This is a genomic window from Amycolatopsis sp. NPDC104863 (assembly GCF_055582965.1).
The window spans coordinates 634,071-651,852 of record NZ_JBVJOW010000002.1; the positions used below are offsets into that span (position 1 = coordinate 634,071).

The 17,782-nt window shown below is 70.4% G+C and carries 17 protein-coding genes; 10 read left to right on the plus strand and 7 right to left on the minus strand.

Going from position 1 to position 17,782, the window contains the following annotated elements:
* The first annotated feature begins 153 nt into the window (after positions 1-153).
* From ACZ63J_RS12510 to ACZ63J_RS12555, 10 genes are read left to right on the plus strand one after another with little or no spacing between them, the layout of a single operon-like run.
* Positions 154-1,386 (plus strand): class I SAM-dependent methyltransferase, encoded by a 1,233-nt coding sequence (locus tag ACZ63J_RS12510; protein WP_465403589.1) that lies wholly within the window; start codon positions 154-156, stop codon positions 1,384-1,386.
* Between the two features lies 1 nt (position 1,387).
* Positions 1,388-2,179, plus strand: a complete 792-nt coding sequence (locus ACZ63J_RS12515) for a sugar phosphate nucleotidyltransferase (RefSeq protein ID WP_465336003.1) — start codon at positions 1,388-1,390, stop codon at positions 2,177-2,179.
* Positions 2,176-2,823 carry a PIG-L deacetylase family protein gene (locus ACZ63J_RS12520; protein ID WP_465336004.1) on the plus strand — a complete coding sequence of 216 codons (648 nt, stop codon included), beginning with the start codon at positions 2,176-2,178 and terminating at the stop codon, positions 2,821-2,823. Before ACZ63J_RS12515 ends, ACZ63J_RS12520 begins: the two co-directional genes overlap by 4 nt.
* Before the next feature lie 4 nt (positions 2,824-2,827).
* Positions 2,828-3,847, plus strand: a complete 1,020-nt coding sequence (locus tag ACZ63J_RS12525) for an NAD-dependent epimerase/dehydratase family protein (RefSeq protein ID WP_465439418.1) — start codon at positions 2,828-2,830, stop codon at positions 3,845-3,847.
* Positions 3,847-5,127, plus strand: a complete 1,281-nt coding sequence (locus ACZ63J_RS12530; RefSeq protein ID WP_465439420.1) for a DUF4910 domain-containing protein — start codon at positions 3,847-3,849, stop codon at positions 5,125-5,127. Before ACZ63J_RS12525 ends, ACZ63J_RS12530 begins: the two co-directional genes overlap by 1 nt.
* Before the next feature lie 5 nt (positions 5,128-5,132).
* The gene (locus ACZ63J_RS12535; RefSeq protein WP_465439422.1) at positions 5,133-6,431 is read left to right on the plus strand and encodes a hypothetical protein; all 1,299 of its coding nucleotides are present in this window, start codon (positions 5,133-5,135) and stop codon (positions 6,429-6,431) included.
* On the plus strand, positions 6,428-7,285 hold the full coding sequence (locus ACZ63J_RS12540) for a glycosyltransferase family 2 protein (protein WP_465336009.1): 858 nt from the start codon (positions 6,428-6,430) through the stop codon (positions 7,283-7,285). The genes ACZ63J_RS12535 and ACZ63J_RS12540 overlap by 4 nt, the downstream gene beginning before the upstream one ends.
* A complete protein-coding gene (locus ACZ63J_RS12545) occupies positions 7,282-8,472 on the plus strand; it encodes a polysaccharide pyruvyl transferase family protein (RefSeq protein WP_465439424.1) in 1,191 nt (396 codons plus the stop codon). Before ACZ63J_RS12540 ends, ACZ63J_RS12545 begins: the two co-directional genes overlap by 4 nt.
* Positions 8,469-9,017, plus strand: a complete 549-nt coding sequence (rfbC, locus tag ACZ63J_RS12550; protein ID WP_465439426.1) for a dTDP-4-dehydrorhamnose 3,5-epimerase — start codon at positions 8,469-8,471, stop codon at positions 9,015-9,017. The genes ACZ63J_RS12545 and rfbC overlap by 4 nt, the downstream gene beginning before the upstream one ends.
* Before the next feature lie 5 nt (positions 9,018-9,022).
* Entirely contained in the window at positions 9,023-10,342 is a 1,320-nt protein-coding gene (locus tag ACZ63J_RS12555; RefSeq protein ID WP_465439428.1) for a glutamate-1-semialdehyde 2,1-aminomutase, read from the plus strand.
* A gap of 12 nt (positions 10,343-10,354) precedes the next feature.
* Here ACZ63J_RS12555 and ACZ63J_RS12560 read toward each other — a convergent pair whose 3' ends face one another.
* The 7 genes from ACZ63J_RS12560 to ACZ63J_RS12590 are packed head-to-tail and all read right to left on the minus strand — an operon-like array spanning position 10,355 to position 17,689.
* Positions 10,355-11,803 (minus strand): right-handed parallel beta-helix repeat-containing protein, encoded by a 1,449-nt coding sequence (locus tag ACZ63J_RS12560; protein ID WP_465403575.1) that lies wholly within the window; start codon positions 11,801-11,803, stop codon positions 10,355-10,357.
* Positions 11,804-11,831: 28 nt separating this feature from the next.
* Positions 11,832-12,500, minus strand: coding sequence for a phosphatase PAP2 family protein (locus tag ACZ63J_RS12565; RefSeq protein ID WP_465403573.1), 669 nt, complete (start codon positions 12,498-12,500; stop codon positions 11,832-11,834).
* A 49-nt stretch (positions 12,501-12,549) separates the two neighbouring features.
* Positions 12,550-13,539, minus strand: coding sequence for a GHMP family kinase ATP-binding protein (locus ACZ63J_RS12570; protein ID WP_465439430.1), 990 nt, complete (start codon positions 13,537-13,539; stop codon positions 12,550-12,552).
* Positions 13,536-14,234, minus strand: a complete 699-nt coding sequence (locus tag ACZ63J_RS12575) for a nucleotidyltransferase family protein (protein WP_465439432.1) — start codon at positions 14,232-14,234, stop codon at positions 13,536-13,538. The genes ACZ63J_RS12570 and ACZ63J_RS12575 overlap by 4 nt, the downstream gene beginning before the upstream one ends.
* Positions 14,231-15,343, minus strand: a complete 1,113-nt coding sequence (locus ACZ63J_RS12580; protein ID WP_465439433.1) for an NAD-dependent epimerase/dehydratase family protein — start codon at positions 15,341-15,343, stop codon at positions 14,231-14,233. The genes ACZ63J_RS12575 and ACZ63J_RS12580 overlap by 4 nt, the downstream gene beginning before the upstream one ends.
* Complete coding sequence (locus tag ACZ63J_RS12585) at positions 15,340-16,485, minus strand: glycosyltransferase family 4 protein (RefSeq protein WP_465439435.1); 1,146 nt, start codon at positions 16,483-16,485, stop codon at positions 15,340-15,342. The genes ACZ63J_RS12580 and ACZ63J_RS12585 overlap by 4 nt, the downstream gene beginning before the upstream one ends.
* A gap of 4 nt (positions 16,486-16,489) precedes the next feature.
* A complete protein-coding gene (locus ACZ63J_RS12590) occupies positions 16,490-17,689 on the minus strand; it encodes an HAD-IIIA family hydrolase (RefSeq protein ID WP_465336018.1) in 1,200 nt (399 codons plus the stop codon).
* Between the last annotated feature and the right edge of the window lie 93 nt (positions 17,690-17,782).

Below are 17,782 nucleotides of genomic sequence, written 5' to 3' on the forward strand. Positions count from 1 at the left end.
TCACGCACGCCGGGTGATTTTCACCACAGTTAGGCCATTCAGGTTGCGGTTCCGAATCGGTCCACCAGGCCGCCACGCGTCGCTGTAACGACGGTCCGCCCCTGCTCGACGTGTTTAACGCATATCGCGACCGCGAGCCAAGGAGCCTGGTAGATGACCACATGTCGACTCTGCGGTTCGACAAACACGGCCAGTGTCGTGGACCTCGGCGCGACTCCCCCGTGTGAGCGATTCCTGACCGCCGAGCAGCTCGACGAGCCGGAAGCCACCTTCCCGCTGCACCTCATCGTGTGCACCGAGTGCTGGCTGGCGCAGATCCCGCCGCTGATCGACCCGGATGACACCTTCACCGAGTACGCGTACTTCTCCTCCTTCTCGACGTCGTGGGTGGAGCACGCGAAGCGGTTCGTCGACGGTTCCGTCGAGCGGCTGGGCCTGGACGAGAAGTCCTTCGTCGTCGAGGTCGCCAGCAACGACGGTTACCTGCTCAAGCACGTCGTCGGGCACGGGATCCGGTGTCTGGGTGTCGAACCTTCGGTGAACGTCGGGCAGGCGGCGCGGGACGCCGGCGTGCCCACCCTCACGGCCTTCCTCTCCGAGGAGACCGGCAACCAGGTGCGCGACGAGCACGGCCCGGCCGACCTCGTCGCCGCCAACAACGTCTACGCGCACATCCCCGACGTCCTCGGCTTCACCAAGGGCCTGCGCGCCCTGGTCGCGGACGACGGCTGGGTCTCCATCGAGGTCCAGCACCTGCTCACGCTGATCGAGAAGAACCAGTACGACACGATCTACCACGAGCACTTCCAGTACTACACGGTCGAATCCGCCCGCCGCGCGCTGGCGACCGGCGGCCTGACCGTGGTCGACGTCGAACTCGTGCCGACGCACGGTGGGTCGATCCGGCTGTGGGCGCGTCCCGACGGGGTCGCGGGCGAGCCCAGCGAGCGGATGACCGACGTCCTGGAGCGCGAAAAGGCCGCCGGGCTGCACGAGCTGTCCGGGTACACCGAGTTCGCCGAGCGCGTCACCCGCGTGCGGCTGGACCTGCTGAAGTTCCTCATCGAGGCGCGCAACGACGGGAAGACCGTCGTCGGTTACGGCGCCCCGGGCAAGGGCAACACCCTGCTGAACCACTGCGGCATCCGGACGGACCTGCTGCAGTACACGGTCGATCGCAACCCGTACAAGCACGGGCGGTTCACCCCGGGCACGCGCATTCCCGTGCTGCCCCCGGAGCGGATCGAAGCCGACCGGCCCGACTACGTGCTCGTCCTCCCGTGGAACCTCCGGGAGGAACTGACCGAACAGCTGTCGTTCGTGGGTGCCTGGGGCGGAAAGCTCGTGTTCCCCATTCCCCGCCTGGAAATCGTCGAGGTGCAGTGAAGTGAAGGTCGTCCTCTTCTGCGGTGGTTACGGGATGCGGATGCGCAACGGCGCGGCCGACGACGTCCCGAAGCCGATGGCGATGGTCGGTCCGAGACCGCTCATCTGGCACGTCATGCGGTACTACGCGCATTTCGGCCACACCGAGTTCATCCTGTGCCTCGGCTACGGCGCGGCGCACATCAAGAACTTCTTCCTGAACTACCAGGAAACCATTTCCAACGACTTCATCCTCCGCGACGGCAAGGCGGAGCTGCTGTCGACCGACATCGCGGACTGGACGATCACCTTCGTGCAGACCGGGATCGAGTCGCCGATCGGTGAGCGCCTGCGCCGCGTGCGCGACTACCTCGACGGCGACGAGATGTTCCTCGCGAACTACGCCGACGTCCTTTCCGACGCGCCGTTGCCGGACATGATCGAGCGCTTCAAGAACACTGACGCCGGCGCGTCGATGATGGTCGTGCCGCCGCAGTCGTCGTTCCACTGCGTGGAAATGGACGAAGGCGGCATGGTCGGCGCGATCACCGCGGTCAGCGAAATGCCGCTGTGGGAAAACGGTGGATACTTCGTGCTGCGGCAGGAAGTGTTCGACCACATCCCGGAGAACGGCGACCTGGTCGCCGACGGCTGCGGTGAGCTGGCCAAGCGCGGCCGCCTCCTCGCCTACCCGTACCGCGGGTTCTGGAAGCCGACCGACACCGTCAAGGAACGCGCCGCGCTCGACGACGCGTACACGCACGGCAAGAAGCCCTGGGCGCTCTGGGAGCGGCCCGTCGCGAGCACCGCGTGATCGGGCTCCGGCCGGGACGGCTCGGCGGGGTCGTCGCCCTCGGCGCGCACTGCGACGACGTCGCGATCGGTGCCGGCGGCACCCTGCTGACGCTCTGCGCCGCGCGTCCCGGGCTCAAGGTCGACGCGCTGGTCCTCTCCGGCGGCGGCACGCACCGCGAGGACGAGGAGCGGGCCGCGCTCGCGGCGTTCTGCCCGGGCGCGCAGCTCGACGTCACGGTGCTGAAGCTGCCGGACGGCCGGTTCCCGGCGCACTGGGAAGAGGCCAAGAACGCCCTGGAGGAGCTGCGGCGGCGGACCGAGCCGGATCTCATCCTGGCGCCGCGCACCGACGACGCCCACCAGGACCACCGCGGGCTGGCCAAGCTGGTGCCGACCGCGTTCCGCGACCACCTCGCGCTCGGCTACGAGATCGTCAAGTGGGACGGCGACCTCGGCGCGCCGTCGGTCTACCAGCCCCTGGACGAAGACGTCGCCGAGGAGAAGGTCCGGCTGCTGCAGACGCACTACGCGTCCCAGCGGCACCGGCCCTGGTACGACCGCGAGGCGTTCCTCGGGCTGGCCCGGATCCGCGGGATCGAAGCCGCCGCGAAGTACGCCGAAGCGTTTTTCGTCAAGAAACTCACTCTCGACCTGAAGGGCTGATCCGATGCGGGTGTTGCTGACGGGGCATAAGGGCTACCTGGGGACGGTGATGGCCCCGGTGCTCGCCGCCGCCGGTCACGAGGTCGTCGGCCTGGACTCCGGGCTGTTCGAAGAGTGCCTGCTCGGACCCGTCCCGGCCGACCCGGCCGGGCACGTCGTCGACCTGCGCGACGTCGAAGCGAAGCACGTCGAGGGCTTCGACGCCGTGATCCACCTGGCCGCGCTGTCGAACGACCCGCTCGGCTCGCTCGCGCCGGAGCTGACCTACGACATCAACCACCACGCGTCGGTGAAGCTCGCGAAGCTGGCCAAGGACGCCGGCGTGCAGCGGTACCTCTACGCGTCGACCTGCTCGGTCTACGGCGCCGGCGGCGACCTCCTGGTCGACGAGGACGCCCCGCTGAAGCCGGTGACGCCGTACGCCGAGTCGAAGGTGCGCGTCGAGGCCGACGTCCACGAGCTCGCCGACGACGACTTCACCCCGGTCTACATGCGCAACGCGACCGCGTTCGGCTACTCGCCCCGGCTGCGCGGCGACATCGTGCTGAACAACCTGACCGCGCACGCGCACCTGTCCGGCGAGGTGCTGGTGCTCTCCGACGGCACGCCATGGCGGCCGCTCGTGCACGCCCAGGACATCGCCCGCGCGTTCACCGCGGCCCTGACGGCGCCGAAGGAGGCCGTGCACAACAAGGCCTTCAACATCGGCACCGAGGACAACAACGTCACCGTCGCCGAGATCGCCCAGGAGGTCGTCGAGGCCGTGCCGGGCTCGACGCTGAACATCACCGGCGAGGCCGGCGCCGACCCGCGCTCCTACCGCGTCGACTTCTCGCGCTTCCGCGCCGCCATCCCGGGCTTCGCCTGCGAGTGGTCGGTCAAGGACGGCGCCGTCGAGCTCATCGAGGCCTACCGCCGGTTCGGGCTCACCAAGGAGTCGTTCCAGCAGCTGTTCACCCGGCTCGCCTGGCTGAAGAGCGAGGGCGAAGCCGGCCGCGTCGACGACACCCTGCGGCGGCGTTAGTGGCGGGCACGCGGCTGCGGACCGGGGCGGAACTGCACGCCCTGGTCGAACGGCTGTACCCGATCTGCCGCAGCATCACCGGTGACGGCGTGCGGCAGACCCTGGACATCGCGGGCGAGCACATCGCTCTCGAGCGGCACGAGGTCCCGACCGGCACCCAGGTGCTGGACTGGACCATCCCGCAGGAGTGGAACATCCGCGACGCCTACGTCGCGGCGCCTTCGGGTGAGCGGGTAATCGACTTCCGGGAGTCGAACCTGCACGTCGTCGGGTACAGCGTCCCGGTGCGCGAGCGGATGCCGCTGAGCGAGCTGCGGGCGCACCTGCACACGCTGCCGGACCAGCCGTCGTGGGTGCCCTACCGGACCAGCTACTACGCCCCGGCCTGGGGCTTCTGCCTCGCGCAGGAGAAGCTCGACGCGCTGCCCGACGGCGACTACGACGTCGTCATCGACTCGACCCTGGCCGACGGCTCGCTGACCTACGGCGAGCACGTCGTCCCGGGTCGCGTGTCCGACGAGGTCATCGTGTCGTGCCACGTCTGCCACCCGTCGCTGGCCAACGACAACCTCGCCGGCATCGCCGTCGCGATCTCGCTGGCCCAGCAGCTGGCCGAGACGCAGCCGCACTACACCTACCGGTTCCTGTTCATGCCGGGCACGATCGGCTCGATCACCTGGCTCGCGCGCAACGCCGAGCGCATCGAGCGGGTCAAGCACGGGCTCGTGCTGGCGTGCGCGGGTGACACGGGACCGTTGACCTACAAGAAGTCTCGCCGCGATGACGCCGAGATCGACCGCGTCGTGCAGCACGTGCTGAAGACGCGCGAACACCGCGTCATCGACTTTTCGCCGTACGGCTACGACGAGCGCCAGTTCTGCTCGCCGGGCTTCAACCTCGGGGTCGGGTCGCTGACGCGGACGCCGTACGCGGGCTACCCCGAGTACCACACCTCCGCCGACAACCCGGCCTTCGTTTCGCCGTCGGCCATGGAGGACACGCTCGGCGCCCTGACGGACGCGTTCGGCGTCCTGGACCGCAACCGCCGGTACGTCAACCTCAGCCCGTACGGCGAGCCGCAGCTCGGCAAGCGCGGGCTGTACGACTCGCTCGGCGGCCGCAGCGACGCCAAGCAGGCCCAGATGGCGATGCTGTGGGTGCTCAACCTCTCCGACGGCGAGCACAGCCTGCTGGACATCGCCGAGCGCGCCGGCCTGCCCTTCGACATCGTCGACGTCGCGGCGCGTGCCCTGCACGACGCCGGTCTGGTCAAGGAGTGAGCGGGATGACGACCGGTCAGCACCGCGCCGTCCGCCCGTCCCGCGGTCTCAAGGCGATGGCGGGGCGGCTCTCCTGGGGCCTGGGCGACCAGGCCGTCTCCAGCCTGACCAACTTCGCCATCGGCATCTTCGTCGCGCGCGAGCTGGGTGTGACGGCGTTCGGCCTGTTCAGCCTCGCCTGGGTGACCTACGGCGTCCTGATCAACATCTCCCGCGGCCTGGCGACGGACCCGCTGATCGTGCGGTTCAGCGGGGTCGAGACCGGGCTCTGGCGCGCGGCCGTGGCCCGGGCGTCGGCGACCGGCCTGGTCATCGGCGTCGCCGCGGGGATCCTCAGTGTGCTCTTCGGCATCGCGGTCGGCGGCCAGCTCGGCTCCGCGTTCGTCGCCCTCGGGATCATCCTGCCGTTCCTGCTGCTGCAGGACACCTGGCGGTTCGCGTTCTTCGCCGCGGGCGAAGGCCAGAAGGCGTTCCTGAACGACGTCGTCTGGGCCGTCGCGATGATCCCCACGATGCTGCTGGCGAGCATGTACGCCAACGTCGTCACGTTCCTGCTCGCGTGGGGCGGCGGCGCGGCGGTGGCCGCGGGGTACGGCTACGTGCAGACGCGGCTGCGGCCGAGCCTCGCCGGCGTCCGCACCTGGCTGCGGGACCACCGCGACCTCGGCACCCGCTACCTCGTCGAAAACGTGAGCAACAGCAGCGGCTCGCAGATCCGGATGTACGGCCTCGGCGCGATCGCCGGGGTCGCGGCCGTCGGCACGGTCCGCGGCGGTGAGCTGCTGCTCGGGCCGTTCGTCGCCGTCCTCATGGGACTCGCCTTCGTCGCGGTGCCCGAAGCCGCGCGGGTGGTGAAGCGGAACGTCCACAAGCTCATGAAGTTCTGCTTCGTCCTCGGCGGGGCGCAGGCCTTCGCCGCGCTGCTGTGGGGCGTCACGCTGCTGCTGGTGCTCAACGACCGGCTCGGCGAGTTCGTCCTCGGCGACGTCTGGCACACCGCGCGGCTGCTGATCCTCCCGGCCACGTTCTCGGTGTTCAACGCCAGTTTCATCGGCGGCGCGGCGACCGGCCTGCGCGCGCTGGGCGCGGCCCGCCGCAGCATGCGCTGCCAGCTGATCGCCTCGGTGCTCTACGTGGCGGGCGGCCTCGGCGGCGCCGTGGTCGGCGGCGCGGTCGGGTCGGGCTGGGGTGTCGCCTCGGCCACGTTCACCGCCGCCTTCATCTGGTGGACCCAGCTCCACCTCGCGGTACGCGCACACACCCGGACCCCTTCGGAAACCCCTCAGGAAACGAGGACACCATGACCGGCGCACCACGGCTGACCATCGGACTTCCGGTCTACAACGGGGAGAACTACCTCGCCGAGGCGCTGGAAGCCCTGCTCGCGCAGACCTACACCGACTACGAACTGGTCATCTCGGACAACGCGTCGGCGGACGGCACCCGGGAGATCTGCGAGAAGTACGCCGCGAAGGACGACCGGATCCGCTATATCCGGCAGCCGCGTAACATCGGCGCGGCGCCCAACCACGACTTCCTGGTCCGCGCGGCCCGCGGTGAGCTCTTCAAGTGGGCCGCCCACGACGACCTGTTCGCCCCCGGGTTGATCGAGGCGTGCGTCCGGACGCTCGACGAGCACCCGGAAGCCGTCCTCGCCCACTCGTACATGGCGATCGTCGACGAGCGCGGCGAGATCCTCGAGAACTACGACTACCAGCTCGCGACCGACTCGCCCGACCCGGCGGTCCGGTTCCGCGACCTGATGTTCCGCGAAGGCGGCGACGACTTCTACGGCGTCATCCGGACCGCGGTGCTGCGCCGGATCCCGCCGCACGACAGCTACCACAACGCCGGCCGCAAGTTCGTCGGCGAGCTCGCCCTGCACGGCCCGTTCATCCAGGTGCCCGAGGTCATGTTCTTCCGCCGGGAGCACCCCGGCCGCGGCGACAACCTCGGCACGGTCCAGCGGGTGTGCACCAACCTCGACCCGCGGCGGGCGGGCCAGTCGAAGGCCCGGCTCTTCGGCGAGTACCTCGCCGGGTACGTCTCCGCGATCCGGGACGCGCCGCTGACGGCGACCGAGCGCCGGCACTGCTACGGCGTCATGGCCGAATGGCTCGGCGGCAAGCCGCTGCGGAAGATCGGGCTGATGGCGTGACGCGGATCGGCTTCTTCGGCATCCTCGGCTCGGGCAACCTCGGCAACGACGGCTCCCTCGAGGCGGTCCTCGCCTACGTGCGCCGCCGGTACCCCGACGTCCGGCTCGACTTCCTCGCCATGGGCCCGGAAGAGCTCACCGCGCGCTACGGCGCGCCGGCGACGCACCTGCAGTGGTACGAACCGCACGCCGGGGACGCGACCGGGGTGCGGGCCGCGGCGCTCAAGGTGCTCGGCAAGCTCCTCGACCCGGTCCGCACCTGGCGCTGGGTCCGCAAGCAGGACGTCGTCATCGTGCCCGGCATGGGCGTGCTCGAAGCGACGCTGCCGATCCGGCCGTGGGCGCTGCCGTACTCCCTGCTGTGGCTGGGGATCACCGCGCGGCTGACCGGCGCCAAGGTCGCGCTCGTCAGCGTCGGCGCGGACTACGTGCGCAAGCGCGGGACCCGGTGGGTCGTCTCGCGCGCGGCCCGCCTGGCGCACTACCGGTCGTTCCGCGACGAGCACTCCCGGGCGGCGCTCGGCCGGATGGGTGTGGACGTCCGCGACGACCACGTCTTCCCCGACCTCGCCTTCGCGCTGCCCGCGCCTACACCGCAGCCTTCGACCGGCGCGGTCGGCGTCGGGCTGATGGAGTTCCACGGCGGCAACGACGACCGCGCTCGCGCCGAGCAGATCAACGCGTCCTACCTCGACGCCGTGAAGCGCTTCGTGCGGCTGATGGTGGACGAGGGCCGCCCGGTCCGGCTGTTCATCGGCGACGTCGCCGACCTCGACGTGCCCGGCGAGGTCATCGCGGACGCCGTCGCGCACCGGCCGGACGCCGACGTCACCACCCAGCCGCTGAAGTCGCTGGGCGACCTGATGGCGCAGATGGCGGCGACCGACACGATCGTGGCCACGCGGTACCACAACGTCCTGTGCGCGCTGAAGTCCGCAAAACCGACCGTTTCGTTCGGGTACGCGCGCAAGAGCGACGTGCTGATGGCGTCGATGGGTGTCGAGGAGTTCTGCATTTCGGCGCGCGAGCCCGACTTCGACCGGCTGGTGGCGCTTTTCCGCCGGCTGGAGGAAAACCGCGCCGAAGTCACCGGAACCATCGAACGGCGGGCCGAAGAGATGGCTGCCCGCGTCGAAGACCAGTTCACCGAGCTTTCGAAGCTCGTCATCGACGGAGGTGCGGCGTGAAGGCCATTCCGGTCCCCGAGATCGACGGGGTGTACCTCTTCGAGCCGACGCCGTTCCCCGACCAGCGCGGGTTCTTCAGCCGGACGTTCGACCGCGACGTCGTCGCCGCGGTGGGCATCAACCCGGACGGCTTCGTCCAGGACAGCCTTTCCCGGTCCCGCAAGGGAGTCGTCCGCGGGATGCACCTGCGCGGCGGCGCCGGCGAGGCCAAGCTGGTGCGGTGCTCGCACGGCGCGGTCTTCGACGTCGTGGTGGACCTCCGCCCGGATTCGCCGACGTACCGCAATGTGAAGACGTTCGAACTCTCCGGTGACACGCAGGTTTCGGTGTACATCCCGGCGGGCTGCGCGCACGGGTTCCAGTCACTCACCGATCCCTCGGACGTTTCGTACCGTATCGACCGGGCCCACGATCCCGCCGAAGACATCACAATTTCGTACAAAGACCCTGAATTGGACATTTCGTGGCCACTGGCGGTCACAATGGTCAGTGACCGGGATGAGCGCGCGCCGTCTCTCGGAGAGGCGTTGAAACCAACGAGGTGATCCCCATGGGAACGAACCTGCCCCGCTCCGCGGCGGCGAACGAGCGGCTGCACCGGGTCGTCCCCGGCGGTGCGCACACCTACGCCAAGGGCTCGGACCAGTATCCCGAAGGGATGGCTCCGGTCATCTCCCACGGCCGCGGCGGCCACGTCTGGGACGTCGACGGCAACGAGTACATCGAGTACGGCTCCGGACTGCGAGCGGTCAGCCTGGGCCACGCGCACCCGCGGGTGGTCGCGGCCGTCCGCGACGAGCTGGAGAAGGGCAGCAACTTCATCCGGCCGTCGATCATCGAGGCCGAGGCCGCCGAGCGGTTCCTCGAGAACGTGCCGACGGCCGACATGGTGAAGTTCACCAAGAACGGCTCGGACGCCACGACGGCGGCGGTCCGCCTGGCCCGCGCCGCGACCGGCCGCAAGCTCGTCGCGAAGTGCGCCGACCACGCGTTCTTCTCGACCGACGACTGGTTCATCGGCACCACGCCGATGAACGCGGGCATCCCGGACGAGACGACGGACGCGACCCTGTCGTTCCCGTACGGCGACCTCCCGGCGACGGAGGAGCTGCTGCGCCGGCACGAAGGCGAGATCGCGTGCCTGATCCTGGAGCCGGCGACGGTCGTCGGCCCCCCGCCGGGTTACCTGCGCGGCCTGCGCGAGCTCGCGACACGCCACGGCGTGGTCCTGATCTTCGACGAGATGATCACCGGCTTCCGCTGGTCCGCCCACGGCGCGCAGGGTCTGTACGGCGTGACGCCGGACCTCTCGACGTTCGGCAAGGCCCTCGGCAACGGCTTCGCGGTCTCGGCCCTCGCGGGCAAGCGCGAGCTGATGGAGCTGGGCGGCCTGCGCGCCGGCGACCGCGAGCGGGTCTTCCTGCTCTCGACCACGCACGGCGCGGAGACGCACTCGCTGGCCGCGGCCATGGCGGTGATGGACGTGTACCGCGACGAGGACGTCATCGCCCGCCTGCACGCACTGGGCGACCGGCTGGCCGCCGGCGTCCGCGAGGTGGCGGCGGGCATCGGCGTCGAGGAGCACGTGGTCGTGCGCGGGCGGGCGAGCAACCTGGTCTTCGGGACGCTGGACGAAGAGGGGAAGCCGTCACAGCCGTACCGGACGTTGTTCCTGCGGGAGCTGGTGTCCGGCGGGGTGCTGGGTCCGTCCTTTGTGGTCAGCGCGGGTCTCACCGACGCGGACATCGACAAGACGATCGATGTGGTCGCGCAGGCCTGCACGGTGTACCGGAAGGCGCTGGACGCCGGGGATCCCACGCCGTGGATGGGCGGGCGGCCGGTGCGGCCGGTGTTCCGCCGGTTCGCCTGAGCCCAAGCGGGGTCACCCGGCGAAGGTGCTCCCCGCGTCCTGGCCGTACGACGGCCCGGTCCACACTCCGGCCGGGACCGTCGTCGCCATGTCGCCCGCCATGAACTGCCACGGACCCTCGTACTTGTTGTCGTGCCAGCGGTTGCCCGCCGTGTGGAGCATGTCGCGCTGGATCACGTCGCCCTGGTACGGGGACCACGTGGGCACCGTTCCCACGTTCGCGAACAACGCCATCCGGCCGCACGGCCGGGACGCACACGCCGCCGGATCAAAACTGAACACGTTGTCGTGGATGTCCAGTTCGGACGTCCACCAGCGACAGTCCCGGTACAACGGCGCCGAGCTGATCGCCGGCGCCGCGCAGCGCGAGGTGTTCGACGGCCCCACGATCCGGGTGCAGTCCGACGTCGTCGACGCCGGGGAGTTGCAGAAGCGGTCCGCGTTGGCCCAGGCGACGATGCCGTCCCAGTTGTCCTCCAGGCGGTTGCCCGTCACTTCGATCTTCGCGACGCGGGCGGCCACCCGGGCGTCGCCGCCCGCTTCGGACAGGTAGATCGCGCCCACCGGGAACGGGTCGCCGCGCTCCGCCGCGCGGCGGCCCGCCACCCGGCCGTTGCCGCGCAGGTCGTTGCCGCGGATCGTCGCGTTGTACGAGATCTCGTAGAAGATCCCCACGTCGTCGTTGTTCTCGATGACGTTGTCCTCGATGAGGAAGTCGTTGTCGTTCGTGTCCGCCCAGAGGCCGGGGCCGCGGTTGTCGTGGATCCAGTTGCCGCGGACGTCGGCGCCGTCGACGGCCCAGAACTTCGCCGCGCCCGTGCAGCCGCAGCCCGGGACCTTCGACTCCCAGTCGGCCGTGTTGTTCCCGGTGAACTCGTTGCCCTCGACCACCAGCCGCCGGATCCCGTTGCCGGCCTGGTAGGCGTTGAGGCCGTACTGGCCGTTGTCGCGCAGGCAGTTCCCGCGGATCGTGTTCTCCGCGCCGGCCATCAGCGCCGCGCCGTCGTTGCGGACCAGCGTGGTGTGCTCGACCAGCCAGCCGTTGCCGGAGTCGTGGTTCACCACACCTTCGTCGCGCGGCGCGGCGAACCCGGTGATCGTCAGGTACCGGATGGTGACGCCGGTGGCGCGGCCGGTGAAGGCGTACCGGTTGTCGTGGTTGCCGTCCAGGATCGCGCCCGGCGCGCCGACGAAGGTCGCGCCGTCGGCCGGGGACAGCTGGGAGAACTCGCCCGGGGCCAGGGTGTGCACGCCGGGGGCGAACCAGTAGGTCGCGCCCGGGGTCTCGAGGTCGCTGCCGTTCAGGCGCCCGGCCGGGACGACGACCGCGCCCGCGGGCGGGGTGTCCGGGCCGAGGAGCTCCTTGCTGTCGCACACCGCGGCGCGCGCCGGGTCGGCGTTCGCGGCCGGCGCCGGGACGACGACCGCGAGCAGGAACACCAGAACCGCCAACGACTTCACGTCGGCAACGATAAGGCCGGAACCGGTTTCAGCGGCGGGCTTTCACCCTATCGATGACGGCGTCCACAGTGGCCGCCGTCGCCGTCACCAGTGCCACGGCGACGCAGAAACCCCCGAAGGTGTCGGAAAGGTAGTGCACCCGGTCGGACACCTGCGACCACGACATCGCCGCCGCGCAGACGAGCCCGAGCGCCAGCACCACGGCCGTCCCGGCGAGCCGCCCGAGCTCGTTGCGGGTGGTGAGGAACAGCCCGACGACCAGGCCGAGGGAGGTCAGGAACGCCGTGTGCCCGCTGGGGTAGGACAGGTTGTCGCCGTTGATGTACCGGCCCGCGATCGGCTTCGCCAACGTCGTGACGGCCCCGGTGACCACCGGACCGGCGATCACGAGCACGGCGAGCCGGGTCTGGCCGGCCGCGCGGAACAAAAACGCGAGCAGGACGGCGAGCGGACCCGCCACCACGGGATCACCGGCCGTGCCGATCACCCAGGCCACGCCGTAGGCGAACGGCGGCTCGATGCTCCCCCGCAGCGACCGGTAGACGGACTCGTCCAGGTCGGTGCCGAGGGTGTGGCCGTGGAACAGGAACCCCAGCACCAAGGCCACCACCGCGGCGACGACCGCGACGGCGAACAGCGGCACCCGCACCGGCCCGGGCAGGGCGGGCGCGGCGTCGGGCAACCCCACGCGCGTCACCGAAGGATCCACCGAGCCACATTTCGATCATAGGCGCGCACGCGGCCGGTCAGCTCCAAATGTCCTGGTGCACGTTGAAGATCACGCGCGAGCCCTGCCGCTCGAGCTGGATCGGCAGCTCCTTCATCCCCGGCAGCCCGTTCCGGACCGCCTGCTGGTGCTCCAGCGGGCAGGTGACGAGCAGGAAGCCACCGCCGCCGGCCCCGGTCACCTTGGCCCCGGACGCGCCCGCCGCGAGCGCCGCTTCCACGGCCTCGTCGATCTGCGGGTTCGACACCCCCGACGCCAGCGCGCGCTTGGCGTCCCAGCTCTTGCGCAGCGCGTTGCCCAGCGCGCTCACGTCGAGCGCGCGCAGGCCGTCGGCCGCCTCGCCGGCGAGGTCGCGCAGCTGCTTGAGCTGCGGCAGCCGGTCGCCGACGTTCGCCGTCTGCTCGCCGAGGATGTTGTTCGCGCTGCGGGTGACGCCGGTGTAGAAGAGCATCAGCTCGTCCTGCAGCGCCCGCCACTGCGGCCGCGGCAGCTCGATCCGCTTCACCACGGTGTCGTCGCCGGGGCCGAAGTTCAGGTCGCACAGGCCGCCGTAGGCCGCCGCGTACTGGTCCTGCTTGCCGATGGGCTTGCCGCAGCGGTCGATCTCGATGGTGCACGCCCGGTCCGCGAGCTCCTCCGCCGTCACCTGACGGCCCTGGTAGGCGAACAGCGCGTGCAGCAGCCCGACCGTGACCGAGGACGACGACCCCAGCCCGGACCCGGACGACGGGATGTCCGCGAGCGTGGTGATCTCGACGCCGCCGCGCACGCCGGTCATGTGCATGGCCTCGCGGACGAGCTCGTGCTCGAGGTCCTCGACCCGCGAGACGATTTCCTTCTTCGAGTAGTTCACGTAGATGTCGTCGTCGAAGCGCTGCTTCACGACGACGTAGATGTACTTGTCGATGGCCGCGTTGAGCACACGGCCGCCGTGTTCCCGGTAGTACACCGGCAGGTCCGTGCCGCCTCCGACGAGGCCGATGCGCAGCGGGGTGCGGGTGATGATCATCCTGCTCGCCTCTCCCAGTGGTCCCGCGCGCTCGCGAGCGCTTCGGGCGTGCCGATGTCGAGGAAGTACGCGTCGCCGATCGAGACCGTCCGCGCCCGGCCGACCAGCTGCGGCAGCAGGTGGAAGCCGATGTCGCGCGGCGCCGGTCCGATCAGGTCGAGGACCTCCGGGGTGAACGCGTACATCCCGGCGTTCGCCAGGTCGCCCGGCGGGTTCTCCGGCTTCTCGTGGAACGCGGTGACCACACCCTCGTCGTCCACGGTCACGATGCCGCACCGCGACGGCTCCGCCGCGTGGAACAGCGACAGCGTCGCGAGGGCGCCGCCGGCGGTGTGCGCGTCGATCAGGACGCGGACGTCGAAGTCGGTCAGGTTGTCGGCGTTGAGGGCGAGGAAGCTGTCCTCGTTCTCGACGAACTTCCGGTTGGCCGCCAGGGTTCCGGCGCTGCCGAGCAGCTCCGGCTCCTCCACCAGGTGCACCGCGGGCCCGCCGCGGCGCCCGGCGAGGTGCGCGCGGACCAGCGGCGCGAGGTGGTGCAGGTTGACCAGCACCTCGTCGACACCGGCGCCCTCGAGCGCGTCCAGCCAGATGTCGAGCATCGGCCGGCCGCCGACCGGCACCAGGCACTTCGGCACGCGGTCGGTCAGCGGCCGCAGCCGGCTGCCGAGGCCGGCGGCGAGCAGGAAGGCCTTCACGCGCCGGCCTTCCGGACGACGCCTAGCGAGCGCATCTTCGCGTTGGCCTGGGTGAGGATCTCGTCGAGGCCGGGCATGTCCCGCAGCCACGCGGCGTACTCGGCGACGGACTCCGCCGGCGAGCGCTGCGGCTTCCAGCCGAGCTCCTTGAGCGCGTCGATGTCGGAGAGGATGTGCCGCGTGTCGCCGAAGCGGTACTCACCGCTGATCACGCCGGCCTCCGCCGAGCCGTAGTGCCGCTGCACGACGTCGGAGAACTGCTGCGTCGTGTACGCCTCGCCGCCGCCGACGTTGAACACGCGGCCCGCGGCGCGCGGGTCGGTCAGCACCAGGACGTTCGCGTCGACGACGTCGTGGATGTTGACGTAGTCGCGGATCGCCTGGCCGTCTTCGTAGAGCGTCGGCGCGCTGCCGAGGAGGTAGTGCAGGTTGAAGATGCGGCAGGCGCCCGAATACGCGTTGTAGACCGACTGCCGTGGGCCCTGGACGATGCTGTACCGCAGGGCGACGGTCGGGATCCCGTACCGCCGGCCGAGGTTCACCGCGACGACTTCTTCGCCGTGCTTGGACATCCCGTAGGCGTTCTGCGGGTTCGAGACGCGCTCCGGCGTCGCCAGCATGGTGAGCGGGCCGTCGCACTCCCGGCAGCGGACGTCCCACTGCGCGGCCTTCAGGCGGCTTTCCGGGCGCATGTCGGGGGTCTGCTCACCGTGCTCGGGACACCGGTAGAGCCCCTCGCCCATCGCGGCCTGCGACGAGGCCACGACCACGCGGGAGATGTCGAGCCGCTCGGCGACGATGATCTCGTAGATCATCGCCGTCGACGTCACGTTGACGTCGGTGAACTTCGCGAAGTCCGGCAGGTAGTCCTGGTAGGCGGCGAAGTGGTAGACGGCGTCGGTCCGGCGCAGCAGGTTGCGCACCAGGTCGCGGTCGCGGACGTCGCCCTCGAAGAAGTCGACGCCGGGGGTCAGGTGGTTCGGCCTGCCGTCGCGGTGGACGGGCGAGACGAGCGCGTCCAGCACCGTGACCTCGTGGCCGAGCTCGACGAGCCGGTCGCACGTGTGCGACCCGATGAAGCCGGCGCCGCCGGTGACCAGGACTCTCATCGGCTGCTCCGGAGGGCGTGCACTTCGCGGTAGACGGCCAGCGTTTTCTCCGCGGTGGCCGCCCAGGTGAACTCGCCGGCCCGCTCCGGGCCGGCCTTGCGCAGGCGCTCGTTCTCCGGCCCGCAGGCCTTGACGATGGCGTCGGCGATCGAGTCGGGGTCCTTCGGGTCGGCCAGCAGCGCGGCGCCGCCTGCGGTCTCCGGCATCGCGGTGACGTCGGACGTCACCACCGGGCAGACCGCGGCCATCGCCTCGAGGATCGGCAGGCCGAACGTCTCGTTGTGCGACGGGTACACGAACACGTCCGCGGCCCGGTAGAAGTGCACGGTCTCGGTCAGCGGCACCCCGCCGACCCACAGCACGTCGTCGCCGATCCCGAGGCCGGCCGCGAGCGCCTTGAGCTCACCGACGTACTCGGTGTCGCGCCCGGGCCCGACCACGACCAGCTGCCGGTCGCCCAGCTCGGCCTTCGCCGCGGCGAACGCGCGGATGAGGCCTTCGCAGTTCTTGTACGGCCACAGCGACGACACGAACAGCACGAACGGCTTCCGCACCCCGAACTGCCGCGAGACGTGCTGGAACGCCTCTTCCCGGTCACCCGGGTTGAAGAGCTCGTGGTCCACCGCTTCCGGGATCAGCCGGATCTTCGCCGGGTCGATGTCCAGGTATTCCTGGGCCTCGGCGACGAGGCTGTTCGAGTTCAGGATGACCGCGTCCGCCTTCTGCACGGTGCGCGGATAGCTGAACTGCCGGTACAGCCGCGCGCCGCGGGAGATGGCGTCGGGCGTCGTGTAGGCGTGCAACGTCTTGATGTGCGCGACCAGCCCGGGCGCCGACCGCACGATCGGCGCCATCAGCGTGTTCAGCACGTCGATGCGCCCGAGCGGCAGCCGGACCGGCGAGAGCAGGTGCTCCGAGAGCGTGCGGAGGTTCCGCTTCTCGTTGGACCACGGGAAGGTGATGTAGCGCACGTTCGGGCCGTAACCCTGGTGCGTCGGCTTCGACTTCGGGCTCACCAGCAGGTGGAACGACTCGTGCTCCTCGAGCCGCTGGGCCATCTCGGGGATGACCCGGGTCCAGAACCAGTGCGCGCCCGACGGGTTGCCGGGGTCGTCGGTCAGCAGGTTGATGGCGACGCGCATGTGCTCAGAACGTCTGGGTGACAACGGCATCGGGGGTCATCCTCGCTTGTCGGACGTACTGGGCCAGCAGGTGCATGCAGCCTTGGTGGACGTCTTCGATCACGCCGTAGTTGACGGAGTCGACGTGCACCGAAACCGTCGCCTTGGTCCGCGCCGGTCCCCCTTCGAAGCCGGTGAGCGCGATCGTCGCCACATCGTGGGCCGCGGCCCAGTCGAGGGCGCGCACGATGTTCGGCGACCGGCCGGAGGACGAGATCACGATGAGGACGTCACCGGCGCGGGCCTGGGACTCGAGCTGGTACTCGAAGACCTGCTCGTACCCGAGGTCGTTGGCGATCGCGCTGAACAGCTCGACGTTGGTCGAGAGGCTGTGCACCCGCGTGGTGAGGTCGGTCCCGTTGCGGACACCCTTCAGGTGGTCGCACTGGAGGTGGTTGGCGATCGACGCCGACCCGCCGTTGCCGCAGGCGAAGATCGTCGCGTCCCGGTCGTGGGCCGCGGTCAGGATCTTGGCCGCGCGGCTGATCTGCTCCAGGTCGACCGTGCCGAACGCGCGGGTGATCTCGTTGACGTAGGCGCCGCCGAAGGAGTCCGCCCGGTGGAACCGCGCGGCCGGGAACTTCGGCACGCCGGCCACCGCGGTGTGGCCATCCGGCGCCGTCAGGTCTTCCGAGCCGAGGATCACCCGGACGGCGGCGGCCAGGTCCGGGTAGGTCTCGACGCCGTGCACGGCCGAGCTGGGCGGGCCGACGTGCAGCGCGCGGGCGCCCACGGACTCGGCGAGCCCGACGTCCGACGGGCTGTCGCCGACCACCCAGGAGGCGCTCAGGTCGAGGTCGAGCGCCTGCGCGGCGGCGAGCGCCATGCCGGGGCCCGGCTTGCGGTCGGCGCTGGGGCGCGCGAAGGCCGGCACGATGCCGTCGGTGTGGTACGGGCAGAACAGCCACAGGTCGATGTGCGCGCCGTGCCGGGCGAGCTCCGCGATCATGTACTTGTGGACCTGCTCCACGTCTTCGATCCCGTAGTACCCCCGGGCGACCCCGGCCTGGTTGGTGACCACGGCCACCGGCAGGCCGGCGCGGTTGAGGGCCGCGATGGCTTCGATCGCGCCGTCGATGAACTCGACCCGGTCGACCGATCCGACGTAACCGCTGTCGACGATGATCGTGCCGTCGCGGTCGAGCAGCACCCCTGGTCGGCTCACGGTTCGCCCGCCTTTCGCGGAATGGGGGAATGGGCCGGGCCGGCCCCGCGCCGGAGGAATTCACGGTGCGTCAATGAGGTCGTCCGGGCCGGG